General features: G+C 72.3%; 18 protein-coding genes. 5 read left to right on the plus strand and 13 right to left on the minus strand.

Going from position 1 to position 19,507, the window contains the following annotated elements:
- Window positions 1–71 precede the first annotated feature (71 nt).
- Window positions 72–623 carry a DUF3237 domain-containing protein gene (locus ACS5PV_RS12640; protein ID WP_455395674.1) on the plus strand — a complete coding sequence of 184 codons (552 nt, stop codon included), beginning with the start codon at window positions 72–74 and terminating at the stop codon, window positions 621–623.
- A gap of 363 nt (window positions 624–986) precedes the next feature.
- On the opposite strand, the gene ACS5PV_RS12645 is transcribed toward ACS5PV_RS12640, so the two are convergent.
- The 5 genes from ACS5PV_RS12645 to ACS5PV_RS12665 all read right to left on the minus strand — a co-directional run bounded on the left by ACS5PV_RS12645 (window position 987) and on the right by ACS5PV_RS12665 (window position 5,021).
- On the minus strand, window positions 987–1,913 hold the full coding sequence (locus ACS5PV_RS12645; protein WP_455395675.1) for a dihydrodipicolinate synthase family protein: 927 nt from the start codon (window positions 1,911–1,913) through the stop codon (window positions 987–989).
- A 20-nt stretch (window positions 1,914–1,933) separates the two neighbouring features.
- The gene (locus ACS5PV_RS12650) at window positions 1,934–2,686 is read right to left on the minus strand and encodes a FadR/GntR family transcriptional regulator (RefSeq protein WP_455395676.1); all 753 of its coding nucleotides are present in this window, start codon (window positions 2,684–2,686) and stop codon (window positions 1,934–1,936) included.
- A gap of 97 nt (window positions 2,687–2,783) precedes the next feature.
- Window positions 2,784–3,854, minus strand: a complete 1,071-nt coding sequence (locus ACS5PV_RS12655; protein WP_455395677.1) for an endonuclease/exonuclease/phosphatase family protein — start codon at window positions 3,852–3,854, stop codon at window positions 2,784–2,786.
- Between the two features lie 89 nt (window positions 3,855–3,943).
- Window positions 3,944–4,864 (minus strand): site-specific tyrosine recombinase XerD, encoded by a 921-nt coding sequence (locus ACS5PV_RS12660; protein WP_455395678.1) that lies wholly within the window; start codon window positions 4,862–4,864, stop codon window positions 3,944–3,946.
- Window positions 4,865–4,874: 10 nt separating this feature from the next.
- Entirely contained in the window at window positions 4,875–5,021 is a 147-nt protein-coding gene (locus ACS5PV_RS12665) for a hypothetical protein (protein ID WP_048433578.1), read from the minus strand.
- Window positions 5,022–5,279: 258 nt separating this feature from the next.
- Here ACS5PV_RS12665 and ACS5PV_RS12670 point away from each other — a divergent pair, with 258 nt between their 5' ends.
- Window positions 5,280–5,966, plus strand: coding sequence for a shikimate kinase (locus ACS5PV_RS12670; protein ID WP_455395679.1), 687 nt, complete (start codon window positions 5,280–5,282; stop codon window positions 5,964–5,966).
- Window positions 5,967–6,007: 41 nt separating this feature from the next.
- Entirely contained in the window at window positions 6,008–7,120 is a 1,113-nt protein-coding gene (aroB, locus tag ACS5PV_RS12675; RefSeq protein ID WP_455395887.1) for a 3-dehydroquinate synthase, read from the plus strand.
- Between the two features lie 27 nt (window positions 7,121–7,147).
- On the opposite strand, the gene ACS5PV_RS12680 is transcribed toward aroB, so the two are convergent.
- The 8 genes from ACS5PV_RS12680 to ACS5PV_RS12715 form a co-directional block, all read right to left on the minus strand.
- Entirely contained in the window at window positions 7,148–8,122 is a 975-nt protein-coding gene (locus tag ACS5PV_RS12680; protein WP_455395680.1) for an MBL fold metallo-hydrolase, read from the minus strand.
- 157 nt (window positions 8,123–8,279) lie between these two features.
- On the minus strand, window positions 8,280–9,356 hold the full coding sequence (gene paaE / locus ACS5PV_RS12685) for a 1,2-phenylacetyl-CoA epoxidase subunit PaaE (RefSeq protein ID WP_455395681.1): 1,077 nt from the start codon (window positions 9,354–9,356) through the stop codon (window positions 8,280–8,282).
- A 182-nt stretch (window positions 9,357–9,538) separates the two neighbouring features.
- The gene (paaD, locus tag ACS5PV_RS12690) at window positions 9,539–10,063 is read right to left on the minus strand and encodes a 1,2-phenylacetyl-CoA epoxidase subunit PaaD (protein ID WP_455395682.1); all 525 of its coding nucleotides are present in this window, start codon (window positions 10,061–10,063) and stop codon (window positions 9,539–9,541) included.
- Between the two features lie 6 nt (window positions 10,064–10,069).
- Entirely contained in the window at window positions 10,070–10,945 is an 876-nt protein-coding gene (gene paaC / locus ACS5PV_RS12695) for a 1,2-phenylacetyl-CoA epoxidase subunit PaaC (RefSeq protein ID WP_455395683.1), read from the minus strand.
- Entirely contained in the window at window positions 10,945–11,229 is a 285-nt protein-coding gene (paaB, locus tag ACS5PV_RS12700) for a 1,2-phenylacetyl-CoA epoxidase subunit PaaB (protein WP_455395684.1), read from the minus strand. The genes paaC and paaB overlap by 1 nt, the downstream gene beginning before the upstream one ends.
- A 74-nt stretch (window positions 11,230–11,303) precedes the next feature.
- The gene (gene paaA, locus ACS5PV_RS12705) at window positions 11,304–12,305 is read right to left on the minus strand and encodes a 1,2-phenylacetyl-CoA epoxidase subunit PaaA (protein ID WP_455395685.1); all 1,002 of its coding nucleotides are present in this window, start codon (window positions 12,303–12,305) and stop codon (window positions 11,304–11,306) included.
- Window positions 12,306–12,598: 293 nt separating this feature from the next.
- Window positions 12,599–13,432, minus strand: a complete 834-nt coding sequence (locus tag ACS5PV_RS12710) for a PaaX family transcriptional regulator C-terminal domain-containing protein (protein WP_455395686.1) — start codon at window positions 13,430–13,432, stop codon at window positions 12,599–12,601.
- A gap of 424 nt (window positions 13,433–13,856) precedes the next feature.
- The gene (locus ACS5PV_RS12715; protein ID WP_455395687.1) at window positions 13,857–14,153 is read right to left on the minus strand and encodes a hypothetical protein; all 297 of its coding nucleotides are present in this window, start codon (window positions 14,151–14,153) and stop codon (window positions 13,857–13,859) included.
- Between the two features lie 197 nt (window positions 14,154–14,350).
- Here ACS5PV_RS12715 and hrpB point away from each other — a divergent pair, with 197 nt between their 5' ends.
- Window positions 14,351–16,840, plus strand: coding sequence for an ATP-dependent helicase HrpB (hrpB, locus tag ACS5PV_RS12720; protein ID WP_455395688.1), 2,490 nt, complete (start codon window positions 14,351–14,353; stop codon window positions 16,838–16,840).
- A 195-nt stretch (window positions 16,841–17,035) separates the two neighbouring features.
- Entirely contained in the window at window positions 17,036–19,495 is a 2,460-nt protein-coding gene (locus ACS5PV_RS12725) for a sensor domain-containing protein (RefSeq protein WP_455395689.1), read from the plus strand.
- Window positions 19,496–19,507: the final 12 nt, after the last annotated feature.

Below are 19,507 nucleotides of genomic sequence, written 5' to 3' on the forward strand. Positions count from 1 at the left end.
CGCGTCCCTGCCCTGTCGCGGCGCGCGTCCCGGGCGCATGATCGCGAGATCAAATACAAGGAGGATCCGCCATGCCGCACCGCGACGCCCCGCACCTCGACCGCCGCACGCTGCTTCTCGCCGGCGCCGGCCTCGCCCTCGCGGGATCGGCCGCCGCGGAGGAGGCGCCCGCCGGCCTCACCGACCTGCCGCTGGTGCCGCCGCGCACGGAGTTCGTCTACGAGGCCGTGGTCGAGATCGCCCCGCTGGTGCCGCTCGGCGATTCATCGCTCGGCGAGCGCCGCATCGTGCCGATCACCGGCGGGCGCTTCCAGGGGCCGCGGATCCGCGGCACGGTCCTGCCCGGCGGGGCCGACCGGCAGCTCGTGCGCAAGGACGGCGTCCGGCAGCTCGACGCGCTCTACGAGATGAAGGCGGAGGACGGGGCGATCCTCACCGTGCGCAACCAGGTGCTGATCGATCCCGGCCGCGACGGCGCGCCGGATTATCGCTTCTCGACCATCGCGGTCACGGCACCCGAGGGCCCGCATGCCTGGCTCAACCGGCTGGTGCTGGTCGGCACCCTGCACAGCCTGCGGCCGGCGCAGGCCGCGGTGCTGGTGCGGGCGTTCCAGCTAGCGTGACCGTTGGCATATCGAAAACGCTTGGAGCTAGGTCCAGGCAGACGGGCAACCTATCGACGAATCCTCTCATCCCATTCACGACCTCATCCTGAGGTGCTGCGGAGCAGCCTCGAAGGAGGCTTCCAGAGACCACCCGGGGTCCTGGAGGCCTCCTTCGAGGCTCACTGCGTTCGCACCTCAGGATTAGGTCGTGAATGGGACGAACGGATCGGGCGGAGAGATGTTCGCTTCCTCATTCACTTTGGCGGCTCTGGATTTCGGGCTCCGCTTTCGCGGCCCCGGATTGGCCCTATGGATGTCAGGACCGCCGCAGAGCGTCAGACAGGCTTCGGAATCCAGCCGTGACTGCGCGGAGGCGCCCCCTCACCGCCCCCAGCGCAAGACCGCCGCGTCGAGGCTCCGGGCGATCTCGATCAGCCCGGCCCGGGTCGCCGGGTGGGGCAGCTCCAGCGGCGCCCGCACGGCGTCCGAGCGGATGATGCCGCCCTCCTTCATCAGGATCTTGGCCGCGGCGAGCCCGGTCTGGCGGTTCTCGTAGTTGATGAGCGGCAGCCAGCGGCCGTAGGCCCGGATCGCCTCGTCGCGCCGGCCGGCGAGGTAGGGGTCGATGATCTGGCGGATGCCGTCGGGATAGCCGCCACCGGTCATGGCGCCGGTGGCGCCGGCGTCGAGGTCGGCGAGCAGCGTGATCGCCTCCTCGCCGTCCCACGGGCCCTCGATCGCGTCGCCGCCGAGTTCGAGCAGCGTGCGCAGCTTCGCCGCCGCCTGCGCGGTCTCGATCTTGAAGTAGGACACTTGTCCGACCTCGCGGGCGAGCCGCGCGAGGAACGCCGCCGAGAGCGCGGTGCCGGAGACCGGCGCGTCCTGGATCATGATCGGGATCGAGATCGCGTCCGAGACCTGGCGGAAGAAACGCTCGATGCCGGCCTCGGTCACCCGGATCGTCGCCCCGTGATAGGGCGGCATGATCATCACCATGGCGGCGCCCAGGGCTTCAGCCCGGCGCGAGCGCTCGGCGCAGATATGGGTGGCGAAGTGCGTCGTCGTCACGATCACCGGGACGCGGCCGGCGACGTGGGCGAGCACGGCCGTCATCACCTCCTCGCGCTCGGCATCGGTGAGGACGAACTGCTCGGAGAAGTTGGCGAGGATGCACAGGCCCTGCGAGCCGGCCTCGATCATGAAGTCGATCGCCCGGCGCTGGCCGTCGAGGTCGAGGGTGCCGTCCTCGTGAAAGATCGTCGGGGCGACCGGGAAGACGCCGCGATAGGGGCGGGATGCGTTCGTCATGGCGTTTGCCTCCGTGGTTGTCAGGCCGCGGCGCCGTGGCGGCGCAGGCCGTTGTGGATCACCCGGCGCACGGCCTCGGCCGCGCCCGCCGGGTCGCGGCCCGCGATGGCGGCGAGGATGGCGGCGTGCGCCGCGAGCACCGTCTCGCGCTCCGCCGCCTCGACGGGAGCGCTGAGCTGGAACGAGGCGCGCAGCGCCACCTCGATCACCCCGCCGATCGAGCGCATGAACGGGTTGCCGGAGGCCACCGCCACCGCGACGTGGAGCGCGAGGTCGCCTTCGGCAAAGCCGATCGAATCCGACGGCTCGGCCCGCATCCGCGCGAGGCCCGCCTCGAGCGCGGCGAGGTCGCCCTCGGACCGGCGCTCGGCGGCGAGCGCCGCCGCCGCCGGCTCGACCGCCAGGCGGATCTCGGCGAGGTCGCGCAGGAAGCGCCGGTCGATGCCGGCCTCCAGGTGCCAGGCCAGCACGTCGGCGTCGAACATATTCCAGGCGGCGCGCTCGCGCACCACGGTGCCGACCCGGGCCTTGGTGGTGAGCAGCCCCTTGGCCACCAGCGTCTTGACGCTCTCGCGCAGGACCGGCCGCGATACCCGGAAGGCGGACAGCAGGTCGCCGTCCCCCGGCAGCTTGGCCCCGGCCGGGTAGCGCCCGGCGATGATCGCGGTGCCGAGGCTGCGCGCCACCTCGGCGTGGTTGGAGCGCGCCCGCCCTGCCGGGATCACCACAAGGCCCGAGGGGAGAGGATGAGGCGTGGCGAAGGGGGCGCGCATCCGCGTGCTGAAGACCGACCGGTGGGGCGCGCGACGGCGCCGACCGGATCCTTACAGCACGGCGGCGCCCGGCTGAATAGTCATACTGTTTGACTTTTCACGAGTCCGCCGCCTCCCGCGCCTCCGCCACCGCCTCGGCGCCCTCGCGGTGATCCTCGGCATCGGCAGCCGGCGGCTCCTGCACGGCCTCGGCTCGGGGATCGCGGCAGAGCGCGATCAGGATCGGGAAGTGGTCGGAGCCGATATTCGGCAGGCGCTCCAGCCGGGCGAGCAGGAAGTGCTCGCTGAAGAAGACGTGGTCGAGGGGCCAGCGCAGTATCGGCCATCCGGCGTGGAAGGTCGGGTAGGCGCCGCGCCCGACCCGCGGGTCGAGGAGGCCGCCGATGGCCTGGAACAGGGCCGTGGTGCGCGACCAGGCGACGTCGTTGAGGTCGCCCGCCACCACCGTCGGGCCGCCCTCGCGGGCGACCTCGCGGGCGACGAGCACCAGTTCCCCGTCCCGGGTCGCGCTGCTGTTGCCCGGATGCGGCGGGCGCGGATGCACGCCGTGGAAGGTGAAGCGGTCGCCCGACGGCAGCGTGACGCCGGCGCGCACGGAGGGCACGTCGTCCTCGATCAGGAAGCGCACCCGTACGTCGTCGAGGGGCAGGCGGGAATAGAGCAGGAGCCCGTAGGTGTTGTCCTGCGCCCGGTCCACCCCGTGGGGGTAGCGGCCCCGCAGGCCAAGGAGCGCGTCGCGCCAGGCCGCGTCGGTCTCGAGAACCAGGATCAGGTCGGGGTCGCTCCTCTCGACGGCCGCGAGGAAGCGGTCATAGGCCCGGTTCGATTGCAGCACGTTGACGATCAGGATCGACACGCAGGCGTCCCTGTCCGCCTCCGCCGGGGCGGCGCGGGCGGTGGGCGTCGTCAGGCGGGTGAAGGGCAGGATGTGGCGCAGCTGCAAGCCGAGCGCGCCCAGGAGCGCGGCCCCGAGGGCGAGGGAGGCCGGGTCGTGACCGGACACCACCAGGAGGACGAGAACCGGCGGGATCGCGGCGGCGATCTGGAAGCGCGGAAAATCGAAGGTGCGCACCAGCCCGGCCCGGCTGCGCCAGAACGGCAGCAGGGTCGCGACGACGAGCGCCAGCCCCAAAACCTGGGCGACGATGGACAGGGTCGAGTCCGGCACGCGCGCTTTCCCCCCGCGGCTGTGGCGCCGCCGTGGGCCGGGAAATAGGTCGCGCCGGGCCCCGCGTCACCCGGGCGAGCGTGGCTGGATCAGGCTTCCGCCAGGGGGTGGAGGTCGCGCACCATCTGCTTCAGGCGCTCGTCGAGGACGTGGGTGTAGATCTGCGTCGTCGAGATGTCGGCGTGCCCGAGCAGTTCCTGCACCACCCGCAGGTCGGCGCCGTTCTGCAGCAGGTGGCTGGCGAAGGCGTGGCGCAGGACGTGCGGGCTGATCCGGTCGGTGCGGATGCCGGCGGCGGCCGCCACCGCCTTGAGGTCGCGGGCGAAGGCCTGGCGGGTCAGGTGGCCGGTCTCGCTGTCGGCGGGAAACAGCCACGGCCCGGGCGCCGTGAGGGTGGCGAGATGGGCCGCCATGGCGCTGCGCGCCACCTCCGTCAGCGGCACCAGGCGCTCGCGCCCGCCCTTGCCGCGCACCACCAGGAAGCGCTCCTTGGTGGAACCGGCGGCTCGCGGCAGGGCGACCAGCTCCGAGACGCGCAGGCCCGTGGCGTAGAGAAGCTCGATCAGGCAGTGCATCCGCCCGGCCCGCGCCGCCTCGCCCGGGGTCGACGCGTTCAGGGCGGCGTCCTTGGCGACCGTGAGCAGCCGGTCGACTTCCGCCACCGACAGCACCTTGGGCAGGCCGCGGCCGCGCTTCGGCCCGGTGACCGGGGCGGTGGGATCGCTCTCGACCAGCCCTTCCGCGTAGAGGAAGCGGTGGAAGCCGCGCACGCAGGAGAGCCGGCGCGCCGCCGACGTGCTCTTGAGGCCGCGCGCCTCCAGCTCGGCGAGGTAGGCCCGGATGCCGGCCGGCTCGACGGCGCCGGGCGCGAGGCGCCTGCCCGCCAGGTAGGCGAGATAGTCGTCGATGTCGCGCCGGTAGGCCGCCAGCGTGTTGGCGGCGGCCCCGCGCTCGGCCGCCAGCATGTCGAGATAGGCGTGCATGAGGGCCTGCGGGCCCGGAGCGCTCATGCCCGGCCGCTCATTTCGGCTGGAGCTTCGCATTCGGGATGGTGACGGAGATCTCGCGCGGGGTCGGCTCGACGAAGGTGGCGAGCGCGAACATCGCCGCGAAGGCGAGCCCGGCCAGGATCGCCACCACGGCCAGGAAACGGAAGAGGGTCGGCACGTCGGCGAGGCCCCGGACTACGCGTGACAGCGAGCGGCCCGGGACGGGGTCGTCGCGGGCCACCTTGGCCGTCGGTTCGACCACGCGGCGACGTGGGAGGCAAGGCTCCGCGACGCCCTGCCCGGCGGAATGCCGGCGGCTGTTGCGCGGGTGCCCGGGGCCGCCCGGAGGCCGGGACGGGTGCCGCGGCGGAACCACCGGCTTTTCCCCGATATCCGCCGTTTCGCCCTGCGCGAAAAACAGGCTAAAGAACGCCGCATGAACCAGCGGCCCCCTCATGAACAGTCGATCGAGTCGCGCGTGCGCCGGGGCCTTGGCCTGCGCTCGATCGTGCTGGTCGGGCTCATGGGCGCGGGCAAGAGCACCGTCGGCAAGCGCCTGGCGGGGCGCCTCGGCCTGATCTTCAAGGACGCCGACCACGAGATCGAGGCGGCGGCCGGCCTGACCATCCCGGACATCTTCGCCATCTACGGCGAGCCAAGCTTTCGCGATGGCGAGGAACGGGTCATCACGCGCCTGCTGCGCGAGGGCCCGATGGTGCTCGCCACGGGCGGCGGCGCCTTCATGCGTCCGGAGACGCGCCAGCGCATCGCCGAGGCCGGGGTCTCGGTCTGGCTCAAGGCCGATCTCGACGTGCTGATGCGCCGGGTGCGCAAGCGCCCCGGCCGGCCGCTGCTCCAGAACGAGGATCCCGAGGGCACGATGCGCCGCCTGATGGACGTGCGCCATCCGGTCTATGGCGGGGCCGACGTGGTGGTGGTGTCCCGTGACGTCTCGCACGATCGGGTGGTTCAGGACGTGCTGGAGGCCCTCGACGCGTATATGGCGGGGGATCCGGCGGGAGATATGTCGGGGGATCCGGGGGCCGATCCGGCGCGCGACGGCGGGGACGACCCGGAATCCGGCGCGCCCGACTTCGCCGGCCACGGCCTCGCCGCCCAGTGAGCCGACCCCGCGCGAGCGGATCCCGAGCGACTTCGAGGACGATTGTGCAGAGCCAGACCGTTCACGTTCCCCTCGACGGGGGCCGGGCCTACGACATCCTGATCGGCCGCGGGCTGCTGGCCGGGATCGGCCCCCTGGTCGCCGGCCTCGGGGCGAAGGCCGTCGGGGTGGTGAGCGACGAGACCGTGGCGGCGGAGTACGGCGCGGCCGTCACCGCCTCGCTGGCCGAGGCGTCCTTGCGCACCGCCCTGATCGCGGTGACGCCGGGCGAGGGCTCGAAGAGCTACGCGGGCTTCGCCCAGGTCTGCGACGGGCTGATCGGTCACCGGATCGAGCGCGGCGACCTCGTGCTCGCGCTCGGCGGCGGGGTCGTCGGCGATCTGGCGGGCTTTGCCGCCGCGTCCCTGCGCCGGGGCGTGCGCTTCGTCCAGGCGCCGACCACCCTGCTCGCCCAGGTCGACTCGTCGGTCGGCGGCAAGACCGGCATCAACTCGCCCCACGGCAAGAACCTCGTCGGCGCCTTCCACCAGCCGAGCCTAGTCATCGCCGACACCGCCTCCCTCGACACCCTGTCCCGGCGCGAGATGCGCGCCGGCTACGCCGAAGTGGCGAAGTACGGGCTGATCGACGATCCCGACTTCTTCGCCTGGTGCGAGGCGAACCTCTCCGAGATCTTCTCCGGCGGCCCCGCGCGCGAGGCGGCGGTGGCCTCCTGCTGCCGGGCCAAGGCCGGCGTCGTGGTGCGCGACGAGCGCGAGGACGGCGAGCGGGCGCTGCTCAACCTCGGCCACACCTTCGCGCACGCCCTGGAGCGCCTGGCCGCCTACGATTCCGCCCGCCTCGTGCACGGCGAGGCGGTGGCGATCGGCCTGTGCCTCGCCTTCCGCTTCTCGGCCCGGCTCGGCCTCTGTCCGGGCCAGGATGCCGGCCGCGTCGCCAACCACCTGGCGATGGCCGGCCTGCCGACCACGCTCGCGCAGGTGCCGGGCGGCTGCGGCGACGCCGACCAGCTCCTCGACGCCATGCGCCAGGACAAGAAGGTCCGCGACGGGGCGCTCACCTTCATCCTGGCCCGAGGGATCGGCAAGAGCTTCATCGCGCCGGGGATCGACCCGGGAGCGGTGCGGGAGTTCCTGGAGACGGAGCTGGGGTGAGGCCGTCGGGAACGGGGGAGCCTGCCCTCACAGCTCCATCAGATCGCGCCCGACGACGATCTCGCCCTTGAAGTGCGGCCGCACCGCGTCGAGCCAGACCTCGTCCTTGATGAACGGGTAGCCGCCCGGCACGAAGTGCGACAGGACCAGCGTCTTGACCCCGGCCTCGGTCGCGACGCGCCCGACCTCCTCGGTGGTGGTGTGGCTGGCGATCAGGTGCTCGCGCAGGGTCCTGGCGTTGGGCTCGGTGGCGATCAGCTTGTCGAGCTCGGGCAGGTACATGACCTCGTGGACGAGGACGTCTGCACCCTTGGCGAGGGCGATCAGGTTCTGCGAGTAGCGGGTGTCGCCGGAGATCACGATCGACCGGTCGGGACAGTCGAAGCGGAAGGCGAAGGCCGGCTCGACCGGCGGATGCTGGACGAGGGCCGCCGTGACGGTGACGCGCTCGTCGCGCATCACCGCGCCCGGCCCGGTGATCTCGTGCGGCACGATCAGGTCGGCGAGCGGCGGCCGGCCCTCGTCGGCCATCCGGGTCTTGATGTCGGAGTCGTTCAGCTCGAGGAACTGGCGCGTCATCCGGACGAGCGGCGGCGGGCCGTAGGTGTCGACGCGGTGGGCCAGATCCGTCGCCCAGGCGAGCAGCAGCACGTTGCCGTAATCGGCGTTGTGGTCCGAGTGCTGGTGGGTGAGGAACACCGAGTCGAGCGAGCCGAGCTTCAGCTTCGCCAGCACCATCTGCCGGCCCGTCCCGTTGCCGGCATCGACGAGGTAGGTGTGCCCGTCGACCACGATGGCCTGCGCGGGCGCCGCCCGGTTCGGCTTCGGCGTCGGGCCTCCGGCGGTCCCGAGCAGGATCAGCCGCGAGCGCCGTTCCGCGGGCGCCGGCGATTGCGCCGCGGCGGTGCCGACCGAGAGACCGGCGGCCAGGGCCGCGGTGCCGCCGAGGATCGTCCGGCGCGTCGGGTGGGGGAATTTCGGGTGGGAGAATTCCTGGGTCATCTCGTCATCCGCGCACGGCCTGCATCCGCCGGCCACCGGCTCGTCCGGGAATGCGCCGGTCCCGTCAAGCCGCCCGCGACGTTTCCGACCGGGTCCCCGGCCGGGGGCCAACCGCCGATCCGGGCGTCGCGTGGCTGAAGCAGGGTCGGCCCGTCGACTACTGGTCGAAACTCACGACCAGCTTGTCCGTCGTCGGGTAGCACTGGCAGGTGAGGACGTAGCCCTGCCGCACCTCGTCATCCTCGAGGGCGTGGTTCGTCAGCATCTCGGCCTCGCCCTCCAGGATCCTGGCGCGGCAGGTCGAGCAGACGCCGGCCTTGCAGGCATGAGGGGCGTCCATGCTGTTCGCGAGCGCCGCGTCGAGCAGGCTCTCGCCCTGCCTCGGCATCCGGAACGTGCGCGTCGCACCGTCGAGGGTCACCGTCGCCTCGCACTGGGCGTCCGCGGCCGAGGCCGCCGTCGCGGCGGCGCGCGTCCTCGCCCGGCCGGGCTGGCCCGCGGCGAACAGCTCGAACTTGATCTGCGCGTCCGACAGGCCGTGCTCGCGCAGCGAGGCCGCGACGGCCAGCATCATCGGCTCGGGCCCGCAGATGAAGGCGGTGTCGACGGACGCGACATCGACCCAGAGGCGGAACAACTCGGCGCATTTTGCGGCATCGATGCGCCCGGTGAACAGATCGATGTCCTGCGTCTCGGTCTCGAGAACGTGGACGATCGCCAGACGTCCGAGATAGGTGCTCTTCAGGTCGTCCAGCTCCTCGCGGAACATGATCGACGAGATCTGACGGTTGGCGTAGATCAGCGTGAAGTGCGAGCGCGGCTCGCGGGCCAGGACCGTCTTGAGGATCGACAAAAGGGGCGTGATGCCGCTGCCGGCGGCAAAGCCGAGATAGCGCTTCGCGAGCTCGGGCTCGATCGGCGCGTGGAAGCTGCCCATCGGGGGCATCGCCTCCAGCACGTCGCCGGGCTTCAGGTCCTGGTTGACCCAGGTCGAGAACGCGCCGCCCTCGACGCGCTTGATGCCCACCCGCAGGGCTCCCTCGTCCCGGCCGGCGCAGATCGAGTACGAGCGGCGCAGCTCGACGCCGTCGAAGGCGCGCCGGAAGGTCAGGTACTGTCCTTGGGTGAAGGCGAAGGCCTCGGCGTCGCCGTCGCGGGGCCTGAGCGTGAGGACCACCGCGTCCCGGGTTTCACGACGGACGTCCGCGACGTCGAGGGGATAGAAGCGTGCCATGACCGCCGGCATTCCCAGGTTGAGGCATCGTCCGGCTGCGCCGAAACCGGCACGTCACGGACCACACCTTAGATACATTTCTAAGCAGACTTGCGTTGGCAGACCAACGCTTCGTCCGCTTCAGTTCTTGTTTTGCCGCAGGTTTTTGGCGCCGAACCGGCAACCACTTCGGCGAAATCTGCTTAGATGCACTTGAAGTAGTCGAAGGGCTCGAGGCAGTCCGTGCAGCGCCAGCTCGCCTTGCACGGGGTCGAGCCGAACTGGCTGACCCTCTCGGTCCGGTTCGAACCGCAGCGCGGGCAGGCGACGCGGAGATTCGCGCCCCCGGTCATGCGGCCGATCCGCCCGAGCAGCCGCCCGTCCGCCGCCGTCCCGTCGATCGGCGGGGCGATGCCGTAGGCCCGCAGCTTCTCCCGGGCCGCGTCGTCGATCCAGTCGCTGGTCCAGGGCGGCGTCAGCGACCGCACGATGCGCAGCTTGTCGATCCCACGCTCGCGCAAGGCATCCTCGATCGCGACGTTGATGACCGCCGCAGCCGGACACCCCGAATAGGTCGGCGTCACCGTGACCACCAGGGTGCCGCCGTCCCAGGCGAGATCGCGCACGATCCCGAGCTCGACCACCGAGATCACCGGAATTTCCGGATCCGGAACCTCGGCGAGCCAGCCCCGGATCTCGTCGATCGCCGGAAGGGCACGGGCGTCCATGGCGGCCTACCAGGTCGCGCCGGGATAGGCGCGCTGCAGGAACTGCATCTCGGCCAGCATGCGTCCGAGATGCTCGGTGTGGATGCCCCGGCGGCCGCCCTTCTGCGCGAACGACCCGTTTGGCACCGCGAGCGTCGCCTCGGCGAGGACGGGCAGGACCGTGGCGTCCCAGGCGGATCGCAGGCTCGCCGGATCGGGGGCGATGCCGGCCGCGGCCACGACCTCGTCCATGGCGTCGCCGAGGAACAGCTCGCCCGCATAGGGCCACAGCAGGTCGAGGGCGCCTTGCATCCGGCGGTGGCTTTCCCCGGTGCCGTCGCCGAGGCGTATGACCAGGTCGGCCGATTTCTCGAGGTGGTAATGGACCTCCTTGACCGCCTTGGCGGCGATCTCGGCCACGCGCGCCTCCGACGAGCCGGTCAGGTCCCGCAGCATCGCGACGTGCCAGGCGTCGAACAGGAACTGGCGCATGATCGTCCGGCCGAAATCGCCGTTCGGCATCTCGACCAGGAGGACGTTGCGAAAATCCCAGACGTCGCGCAGGAAGGCGAGGTCGTCGGCGCTGCGCCCCCTCCCCTCGATCTCGCCGGCGAGGCCGAGCCAGAACCGGGCCTGCCCGATCAGGTCGAGGGCGACGTTGGCCGTGCCGATGTCCTCCTCCAGCACCGGGCCGTGGCCGCACCATTCCGACAGGCGATGCCCGAGGACGAGGGCGTTGTCGCCCATCCGGGTCAGGAACTCGAACAGGGCGGCACGGGCCGGATCGGCGGGCGCGTCCTGCGAGCGAGCCTCTTGCGGCGGAGCGTCGTGCAGGGGCGCGTCGGGGGCTCGACGGGCCGCGAGCGCGGCGTCGGGCGTCATCACGTCGGGCAGGGACGGCATCACATGTGCCCCACTTCGTCCGGGATGTCGTAGAAGGTCGGGTGGCGGTAGACCTTGCTGTTCGCCGGCTCGAACAGCGGGCCCTTGTCGCTCGGGCTCGACGCCGCGATGTCGCTCGACCGCACCGCCCAGATGCTCACGCCCTCGTTGCGCCGGGTGTAGACGTCGCGAGCGTTCCTGATCGCGAGTTCGGCGTCCGGCGCGTGCAGGCTGCCCACGTGGCGGTGGTTCAAGCCGTGCTGACCGCGGATGAAGATCTCCCACAACGGCCATTCGCTGGACATTCTCGATCCTCCCGGGAATCTTGTTGCGGGGCGGCCGGCGGCCGCCCGTCGGACCCGATCGTTCGGGGATGCGATCACTCGGCCGCGACGGCCATGGCGGTGCGACGGGCGGCCTTCTCGGCGTGGGCCTTGAGCCCGTCGCGGAACCAGGCGCCGTCCTCCCAGGCCTTCACCCGGGCCCCCAGCCGCTCGCGGTTGCACGGCCCGTTGCCGGCGATGACCGCGAAGAACTCGCTCCAGTCGGGCTCGGAGAAATCGTAGCCGCCCTTCTCCTCGTTCCAGCACAGCCCCTCGTCCGGGATGGTCAGGCCGAGATGCTCGGCCTGCGGCACGGTCTGGTCGACGAACTTCTGGCGCAGCTCGTCGTTCGTGTTCATCTTGATCTTCCAGGCCATCGACTGCGCCGAGTGGACGGAATCCTTGTCGGAGGGGCCGAACATCATCAGCGCCGGATACCAGAACCGGTCGAGGGCGTTCTGCGCCATGTGCTTCTGCGCCGGGGTACCGCGCGCCATCTTCATCATGATGTCGTAGCCCTGGCGCTGGTGGAAGCTCTCCTCCTTGCAGATCCGGACCATCGCCCGGCTGTAGGGGCCGTAGGAGGTCCGTTGCAGCGGCACCTGGTTCATGATCGCCGCACCGTCGACCAGCCAGCCCACCGCGCCCATGTCGGCCCAGGTCAGCGTCGGGTAGTTGAAGATCGACGAGTACTTCATCTTGCCGGCGTGGAGCAGCTCCATCAGCTCGTCGCGGCTGACGCCGAGCGTCTCGGCGGCGCAGTAGAGGTAGAGCCCGTGGCCGGCCTCGTCCTGGACCTTGGCGAGCAGGATCGCCTTGCGCTCGAGCGTCGGCGCGCGGGTGATCCAGTTGCCCTCCGGCAGCTGTCCGACAATCTCCGAATGGGCGTGCTGGCCGATCTGCCGGATCAGGGTCTTGCGATACCCCTCGGGCATCCACTCCTTCGGCTCGATCTTCTCGCCGCGGTCGATCCGCTCCTGGAACGCGCGCTCCTCGGCCGACATCTCGTCGAGGCCGCGGACATGCGTGCTGTCCGTCTTCACCAGCTGCGCATACATGCGTGACCCTCCTGTGATACGATTTCCGATTGATTGCTTCAGGCGATCCTGCCGGATCGCGTTCGCAATACGGAAATCGGCTTCGCTCAGGCGCCGCGCGGGCTCCTGATATGCAGTCCGGAAGAATTCTTCCGGACTGCATATCAGGGCGCGGGATGCGGTACGGCGCACGCGCCGATCGACCGGCACGATCATGTAACACCCGAAACATCACACATCAACGCCTATTTTTGCTATTCATGTGATGTCTCGATCCGGCGTCGTCCCTGCGCGGGCCGATGCCCGGCGACGGGTCAGGCGTCGTCGCGGAGACGGGCGAGGGACGCCGTCCGACCGGCGGTCTCCGCCGTGTGGGGCGGCAGCGGGTCCTCGCCGGCCAGGAACTGCCGCCCGACATGGCGGTCGGCGGCGGGCGAGAGGCGCAGGTAGAGGTCGGCGAACAGCCGGCGGGCGCGGTGCCCGCTCCAGTCGGGCGGCAGGGCGGCGGCGGGCAGCCGCGCATCCCGGAGCGCCGCGTGACGATAGCCGTGCACGAGCAGCAGCCGGAGCTGCAGCGCCTCCGCATCCGTCGGGCGCAGACCGGCGTCGAGCGCTTCGGCGACGGCGGCGAAGGCCGCCAGGAAGGCCGCGTAGGCCGCCTCGAAGGCGGCGAGGTCCCAATGTGCCGCGACGAGGTCGCGGAGCATCGGGCCCGCCGCGGCGCCGGCCTCGAAGATCACCGGGAGCGGATCCGTCAGGCGGTGATGGGCCGGTCCGAGCAGCCATTGCGGCCCGAGCCGGACGAATCCCTCCCGCTCCAGCGACGGCCCCGGACCGTCGGCCTGATCGGGCCCGAGCCAGACGAAACGCCAGCCGGCATCCGGCTGCGGTTCGAACAGGATCCTCGCGGCGGACAGGAACTCGCGCCGCGCCGCGTCGGTGAGGCGGTAGAAGCTGCGCCGGCCCTGGCGCTCGCCGGTGAGCTGACCCGCGGCGACGAGCCGGGACACCGCGGTTCTCACCAGCGTCTCGCTGATGCCGACCGTCCGGCAGATCTCGACGATGTTGCCCATCCATAGCCGGCCGCCGCGCGGCTCGACGACGTCGCCGTAGAGGGTCACGATGAAGCTGCCGGAGCGCAGCGGCATCGTGTCCACGAGGCGCGAGACCAGGGCCTCTCCGTTGCGATCCGCAGACGACCCGCGCGCGTCGCTCACACCGCTTCCCCATCCGGGGCGGGTGCGGCACAGCCGCCATCCGCCGTCCCCGCCCGCCCTCTGACGAAAACGGACGGGCACGGCGGATTACGTCGAAACCACCGGTCGCACAACCGCGCGAGCGAGAGGCGGCACGAGGGTCCGGACCGGTCCCCCCATGATCGCGCTTGCGATGCGAGAACCCGTTTTGACCGAAGGGCGGCTCACCCCAATCAATGCTCGATGCCCGCGGCCCGAGTCGGGCCGGATTCACGGCGCGAGCAGGTGGCGATGCCGGTCAGGCCCGGCACGGCCTGGAGGGGGAGGTTCCGTACCTCACCCCTCGCTATCGGCGTCGATCGCTCGACGGCGCCGCTCAGTAGCGCGGGCCGCCCGTGGTGTTGCCGAGCTGCTGCTGGTAGCCCGGGCGCGACGGGTTGCGGGCGTTCGGGTCGCCGGCGCGCATGTGGTTGCGGCGCATGTGGCGACGCATGTGGCGGTCGTGGCGCTTCATGCGGTGGTAGTGGTAGTGCCGGCGCATGGCGACGTGCTCGACCGTCGACTCAGCGCCGGCGACCGCCGGGGCCGGGCCGGTCACGGCGGCCGAGGCCGGGGTCATGGCGAGACCGCCCAGCAGCACGCTCGCCGCCAGCGCCAAGGTCAGGGACTTCATCGCGGTAATCTCCAGCCGGTGGCCCCCTCGGCCAACCCGAGCGTCAATCTTTCGCCACGCACGCGGTTCCGCAGCGACACCGGAAATCATCGCGAAAAATTCCGCAGAAACTACGTAGGAGAGGCTTGGCCCGCGGATCGGCCGCCCTCCTCCGGTCCGGGCTTGCGCGCTCGGCGCGCGTCCGCCATCCCGGCGCCATGCGCGCCGTCCCCTCCCTGCCGATCGATGCCGTCCTCGGCGACCTCGCCGCCGTCCTGGCCGAGCCCCCCGGCCGGCCGAACGCCGTGCTGGTGGCCCCGCCCGGGGCCGGCAAGACCACCCGGGTGCCCCTCGCCCTCTTGGAGGCGCCCTGGCGCGGCGACCGCCGGATCGTCCTCCTGGAGCCGCGCCGCCTCGCCGCCCGGGCGGCGGCCGAGCGCATGGCCGCGACCCTGGGGGAGGCCGTCGGCGAGACGGTGGGCCTGCGGGTGCGCCTCGGCTCCAAGGTCTCGGCCCGCACCCGGATCGAGGTCGTCACCGAGGGCGTGTTCGCCCGCATGATCCTCGACGATCCCGAGCTCGACGGGATCGCCGCGGTGCTGTTCGACGAGTTCCACGAGCGCTCCCTCGACGCCGATCTCGGCCTGGCGCTGGCGCTCGACGCGCAAGGGGCCTTGCGCGAGGACCTGCGCCTCCTGGCGATGTCGGCGACGATCGACGGTGCCCGGGTCGCGGCGCTGATGGGCGAGGCCCCGATGATCCTGTCGGAGGGCCGGGCCTTCCCGGTCGAGACCCGCTACCTCGACCGCGACCCGCGCGAGCGCATCGAGGACGCGGTGACCGACGCGGTGATGCGGGCGCTCCGGGCCGAGCCCGGCTCGGTCCTCGCCTTCCTGCCCGGCCAGGCCGAGATCCGCCGCATCGAGGAGCGCCTGCGCGAACGCCTCTCCGACTTCTCCGAGGTCGACCTCGCCCCGCTCTACGGCGCCCTCGACCGGGCCGAGCAGGACCGGGCGGTGCGGCCGAGCCCGGCGGGGCGCCGCAAGGTCGTGCTCGCCACCTCGATCGCCGAGACCTCGCTCACCATCGAGGGGGTGCGGGTGGTGGTCGATGCAGGGCTCGCCCGGGTGCCGGTCTACGAGCCGGACCTGGGGCTGACCCGCCTCGTCACCCAGCGCGCCTCCCGCGCCTCCGTCGACCAGCGCCGGGGCCGCGCCGGCCGCACGCAAGCGGGCGTGTGCTACCGGCTGTGGGCCGAGGCCGCGACGGGGGCGCTCGAACCGTTCACCCGGCCCGAGATCTTGGCCGCCGACCTCGCCGGGCTGGTGCTCGATTGCGCCGCCTGGGGCGTCGCCGATCCCACGACCCTGCCCTTCCTCGACCCGCCGCCGGCCCCGGCGCTGGCCGAGGCCCGCGCGCTGCTCGCCGGCCTCGACGCCCTCGACGGCGACGGACGCCTGACCGCCGCCGGCCGGGCGCTGCGCGCCCTCCCCCTGCCGCCGCGCCTCGCCCGCATGGTCGTGAGCGCCGCCGAGCGTGGCCGCGAGGCGGCGCGGGCCGCCGCCGATCTCGCGGCGGTGCTGGTGGAGCGCGGCCTCGGCGGCGATGCGGTGGACCTCACCGAGCGGGTCGAGCGCTACCGTCGCGATCGCTCAAGCCGGGCCGAGGACATGCGCCGCCTCGCCGCCGGCTGGGCGAAACTGGCGACGGGCATGGTCGCGCCGGCGGAGGTTGAGACGCCCGAGACCGGCACGCTGCTCGCGCTCGCCTACCCCGACCGGATCGCCCGGGCCCGCGGCCGGCCCGGCGAGTACGTCCTCGCCAACGGCCGCGGCGCCGCCCTCGATGCCGCCACCGGCCTCGCCCGCGAGCCGTTCCTGGCAGTGGCCGAGATCGTCGGCAAGGCCTCGTCCGCCCGCATTCTCGCCGCCGCGCCGATCGCGCTTCCCGCCATCGAGGCGCTGTTTCCCGACCGGATCGAGGCTCGCACCCGGATCGAGTTCGACCCCGAGGCCAGGGCGCTGCGCGCCCGGTCGCAGCGTCGCCTCGGCGCCATCGCGCTCGCCGAGCGAATCCTGCCGGTCCCGCCCGACGAGACCAGCGCCGCGATCCTGGCCCGCGGCCTCGCCTCCCTCGGGGTCGCCGCCCTGCCGTGGTCGAAGGCGGCGCAGCAATGGCGCGAGCGGGTGAATTTTCTCCGCGCCGCCGAGGGCGAGCCCTGGCCCGACCTCTCGGACGCCCACCTCACGGAGACCCTGCCCGACTGGCTCGGCCCCCATCTCTCTGGCCTCACCCGCCTCGACGAGATCGGCGCCGACCGGCTCTCGGACGCCCTGCACGACCTCGTGCCGTGGTCGTTGCGCGCCCGCCTCGACGCCGAGGCGCCGACCCATATCGAGGTGCCGACCGGCTCGCGCATCCCGGTCGACTACGCCGCCGAGGGCGGGCCGGCCCTGGCCGTCCGGGTGCAGGAGCTGTTCGGCCTCGCCCGCCACCCGACCATCGGCGGCGGGCGCGTGCCGCTCGTGCTGCACCTGCTCTCGCCGGCCCAGCGCCCGATCCAGATCACCCGCGACCTGCCGGGCTTCTGGCGCGGCTCCTGGGCGGCGGTGCGCGCCGACATGCGCGGCCAGTATCCCCGCCACCCCTGGCCCGAGGACCCGACCACCGCTCCCCCGACCCGGCGGGCGAAGCCGCGGGGGACGTGAGATGGCGGCTTCTCGCCGAGCCGCGGCACGGGGCCGGCGCCGTTCGGGCCGGGAGACCGTTCGCCCCGCGCAGCCGGCCGGCAAGGTCCCCGGCGTGACCCGACCCACAGGTAGCATGAGGCCCCGGATACAATCCGGGAAAGGAAATCGCAGCGATTGTGTGAGACTCTGGCGGTGCTCGTAGAAGACCGCGTGATGCCGCCCGACGATCTCGATCTCGACATCCTCGCAGCAGACTGGATCTGGGAGACCGACGCGGGCTTGCGGCTGACGAGGGTGAGCGGACGCTACGCGGCATTGACCGGCGCGGCCGAGCCGCTCGGCCGCCCCTGGCCCGGGCTCGACGGCGATCCGGGCGGCGACGCGCCGCTGCGCAGCCCGACCCCGTTCCGGGACGTGATCCGACCCCACCAGCACCCGGATGGCCGGACCCGCTGGTTCCGGTTCGGCGGGGCGCCGCTGCTCGCGGCGGACGGGACCGTCACGGGGTGGCGCGGACTCTGCGCCGAGCTGTCCGGGCCGGCGCTGGCCGAGCGCGAACGGGCGCACCGCTTCGAGGAGGAGTCGCGACGCTTCGAGGAGCAGTCGCGACGCTTCGAGGCGGTGGTGGCGAACCTGCCCCTCGGGATCAGCCTGTTCGACGCCGATCTGCGGCTGATCAGCTACAACGAGCGGCTCCGCGATCTCTTCGGCATCCCGTCGGAGCTTCTGCGCCCCGGCACGCCGCTCGAGTGGATGATCCGCGCCAGCGCCGGCGCCGGCAACTTCCCGCACCTCAATCCCGACGAGGCCTGGGCCTTCGCATCGGCGCGCATCGCGCAGCGGGTCCGGCTCCAGCGCGAGCGGCCGCTGCCGAACGGCGTCCTGCTCAAGACCACGATCGCGCCGCTGCCGGACGGCACCACCCTGTTCGTGCACGAGGACGCGACCGACCGGGCGCGGGCCGATGCGCGGCTGGCCGAGCAGAACCGCTGGCTCGACCACGCCCTCGCCCACATGTCGCACGGCCTCGTCCTGTTCGACGCCGATCACCGGGTCACGGTGGTCAACCGGCAGTTCCTCGACCTCTACGGCCTGTCGCCCGACACGGTGCATCCGGGCATCACCGCCGAGGAGCTGATCCACCGCCGCACCGAGGCCGGCAACTTCCCGGGCCTGCGCCCGGAGGAGGCCTGGCTCCAGGTGCGCGAGCGGCTGGCCAAACGGGCCCGCTACCGCCTCGACCAGACCCTGATCGACGGACGCGTCATCGCCGTCACCTACGCGCCGACGCCGGAGGGCGGCTTCGTGACGGTGCACGAGGACGTCACCGCGGCCAAGCGCGCCGAGGCGCAGATCGTCCACATGGCGCGCCACGACGCGCTGACCGGCCTGCCCAACCGCGCCCTGCTGCACGAGGGCCTGGCCGAGGCCCTGGCGAAGCCGCCGGTCCCAGGCCGCGCCACGGCGGTCCTGTGCCTCGATCTCGACCGGTTCAAGGCCGTCAACGACACCCTCGGCCACGCGGTCGGCGACAAGCTCCTGCGCGAGGTGACCGCCCGGCTCGGCGTCGCGCTCCGCGGCGAGGTAGAGGCCGGCGTCGCGACCCTGGCCCGGCTCGGCGGCGACGAGTTCGCGGTGGTCCTGCGGCCGACCTCGCGCTTCCGCGCCGGGCGCCTCGCCGGCCGGCTGATCGAGGCGGTCGCGCGCGACTACGAGATCGACGGCAAGCGCGTCGCGATCGGCCTCAGCATCGGCATCGCGCTCACCCCGACCGACGGGCAGGATCCCGAGGGCCTGCTGCGGGCCGCCGACATGGCGCTCTACCGCGCGAAGGCCGAGGGGCGCGGCGTCCACCGCTTCTTCGAGCCCGCCATGGACGTGGCGATCCAGACCCGGCGCGGCGTCGAGCTCGACCTGCGAACGGCGCTCGCCGAGGAGCAATTCGCCCTCGCGTTCCAGCCGTTCCTCGATCTGTCGACCAACCGGATCGCGGGGTTCGAGGCGCTGGTGCGCTGGCACCATCCGGTCCGCGGCGTGGTCAGCCCCGCCGCCTTCGTGCCGGTCGCCGAGGAGACCGGGATGATCGTGCCGCTCGGCGAGTGGGTCCTGCGCCAGGCCTGCCGCGAGGCGGCGCGCTGGCCGCAGGCCTTGCGGGTCTCGGTCAACCTCTCGCCGGTGCAGTTCCGCAGCGGCGACATCGACGCCACGGTGATCGCGGCCCTGCGCGACGCGGGGCTCGACCCGCACCGGCTCGAGCTGGAGATCACCGAGGGCGTGCTGCTCCAGGACAACGCCTCGACGCTCGCCATCCTGCACCGCCTCAAGGGGCTCGGCGTGCGGATCGCGATGGACGATTTCGGCACCGGCTACTCGTCGCTCGGCTACCTGCGGGCCTTCCCGTTCGACAAGATCAAGATCGACCGCGCCTTCGTGGCCGACCTCTCCGTGCGGCCCGATGCGCTCGCCATCGTGCGGGCGGTGACGACGCTGGCCGACAGCCTCGCCATGACGACGACCGCCGAGGGCGTCGAGACCGAGGAGCAGCTCGTCCACCTCCGGGAGGCCGGCTGCACCGAGGTCCAGGGCTACCTCATCAGCCGGCCGGTCCCGGCTGACGCGGTGGCGCCGATGCTGGCGGGTGACGGGGTCGAGATGGTGGGCCGACGCGCCTGAAACCCACGGGGT

It is taken from the genome of Methylobacterium sp. Gmos1, from assembly GCF_053764715.1.

What these genes read in the sequence shown, in the direction of transcription:
- ACS5PV_RS12640 (WP_455395674.1), top strand. Translation starts at nt 72, where the DNA reads ATGCCGCACCGCGACGCCCCGCACCTCGACCGCCGCACGCTGCTTCTC.
- ACS5PV_RS12710 (WP_455395686.1), bottom strand. Translation starts at nt 13,432, where the DNA reads ATGCCGCTGCGCTCCGGCAGCTTCATCGTGACCCTCTACGGCGACGTC.
- paaC (WP_455395683.1), bottom strand. Translation starts at nt 10,945, where the DNA reads ATGCCGTCCCTGCCCGACGTGATGACGCCCGACGCCGCGCTCGCGGCC.
- paaD (WP_455395682.1), bottom strand. Translation starts at nt 10,063, where the DNA reads ATGGACGCCCGTGCCCTTCCGGCGATCGACGAGATCCGGGGCTGGCTC.
- paaA (WP_455395685.1), bottom strand. Translation starts at nt 12,305, where the DNA reads ATGTATGCGCAGCTGGTGAAGACGGACAGCACGCATGTCCGCGGCCTC.
- ACS5PV_RS12670 (WP_455395679.1), top strand. Translation starts at nt 5,280, where the DNA reads ATGAACCAGCGGCCCCCTCATGAACAGTCGATCGAGTCGCGCGTGCGC.
- ACS5PV_RS12645 (WP_455395675.1), bottom strand. Translation starts at nt 1,913, where the DNA reads ATGACGAACGCATCCCGCCCCTATCGCGGCGTCTTCCCGGTCGCCCCG.
- hrpB (WP_455395688.1), top strand. Translation starts at nt 14,351, where the DNA reads ATGCGCGCCGTCCCCTCCCTGCCGATCGATGCCGTCCTCGGCGACCTC.
- ACS5PV_RS12650 (WP_455395676.1), bottom strand. Translation starts at nt 2,686, where the DNA reads ATGCGCGCCCCCTTCGCCACGCCTCATCCTCTCCCCTCGGGCCTTGTG.
- paaE (WP_455395681.1), bottom strand. Translation starts at nt 9,356, where the DNA reads ATGGCACGCTTCTATCCCCTCGACGTCGCGGACGTCCGTCGTGAAACC.
- ACS5PV_RS12725 (WP_455395689.1), top strand. Translation starts at nt 17,036, where the DNA reads ATGCCGCCCGACGATCTCGATCTCGACATCCTCGCAGCAGACTGGATC.
- ACS5PV_RS12715 (WP_455395687.1), bottom strand. Translation starts at nt 14,153, where the DNA reads ATGAAGTCCCTGACCTTGGCGCTGGCGGCGAGCGTGCTGCTGGGCGGT.
- paaB (WP_455395684.1), bottom strand. Translation starts at nt 11,229, where the DNA reads ATGTCCAGCGAATGGCCGTTGTGGGAGATCTTCATCCGCGGTCAGCAC.
- ACS5PV_RS12680 (WP_455395680.1), bottom strand. Translation starts at nt 8,122, where the DNA reads ATGACCCAGGAATTCTCCCACCCGAAATTCCCCCACCCGACGCGCCGG.
- ACS5PV_RS12660 (WP_455395678.1), bottom strand. Translation starts at nt 4,864, where the DNA reads ATGAGCGCTCCGGGCCCGCAGGCCCTCATGCACGCCTATCTCGACATG.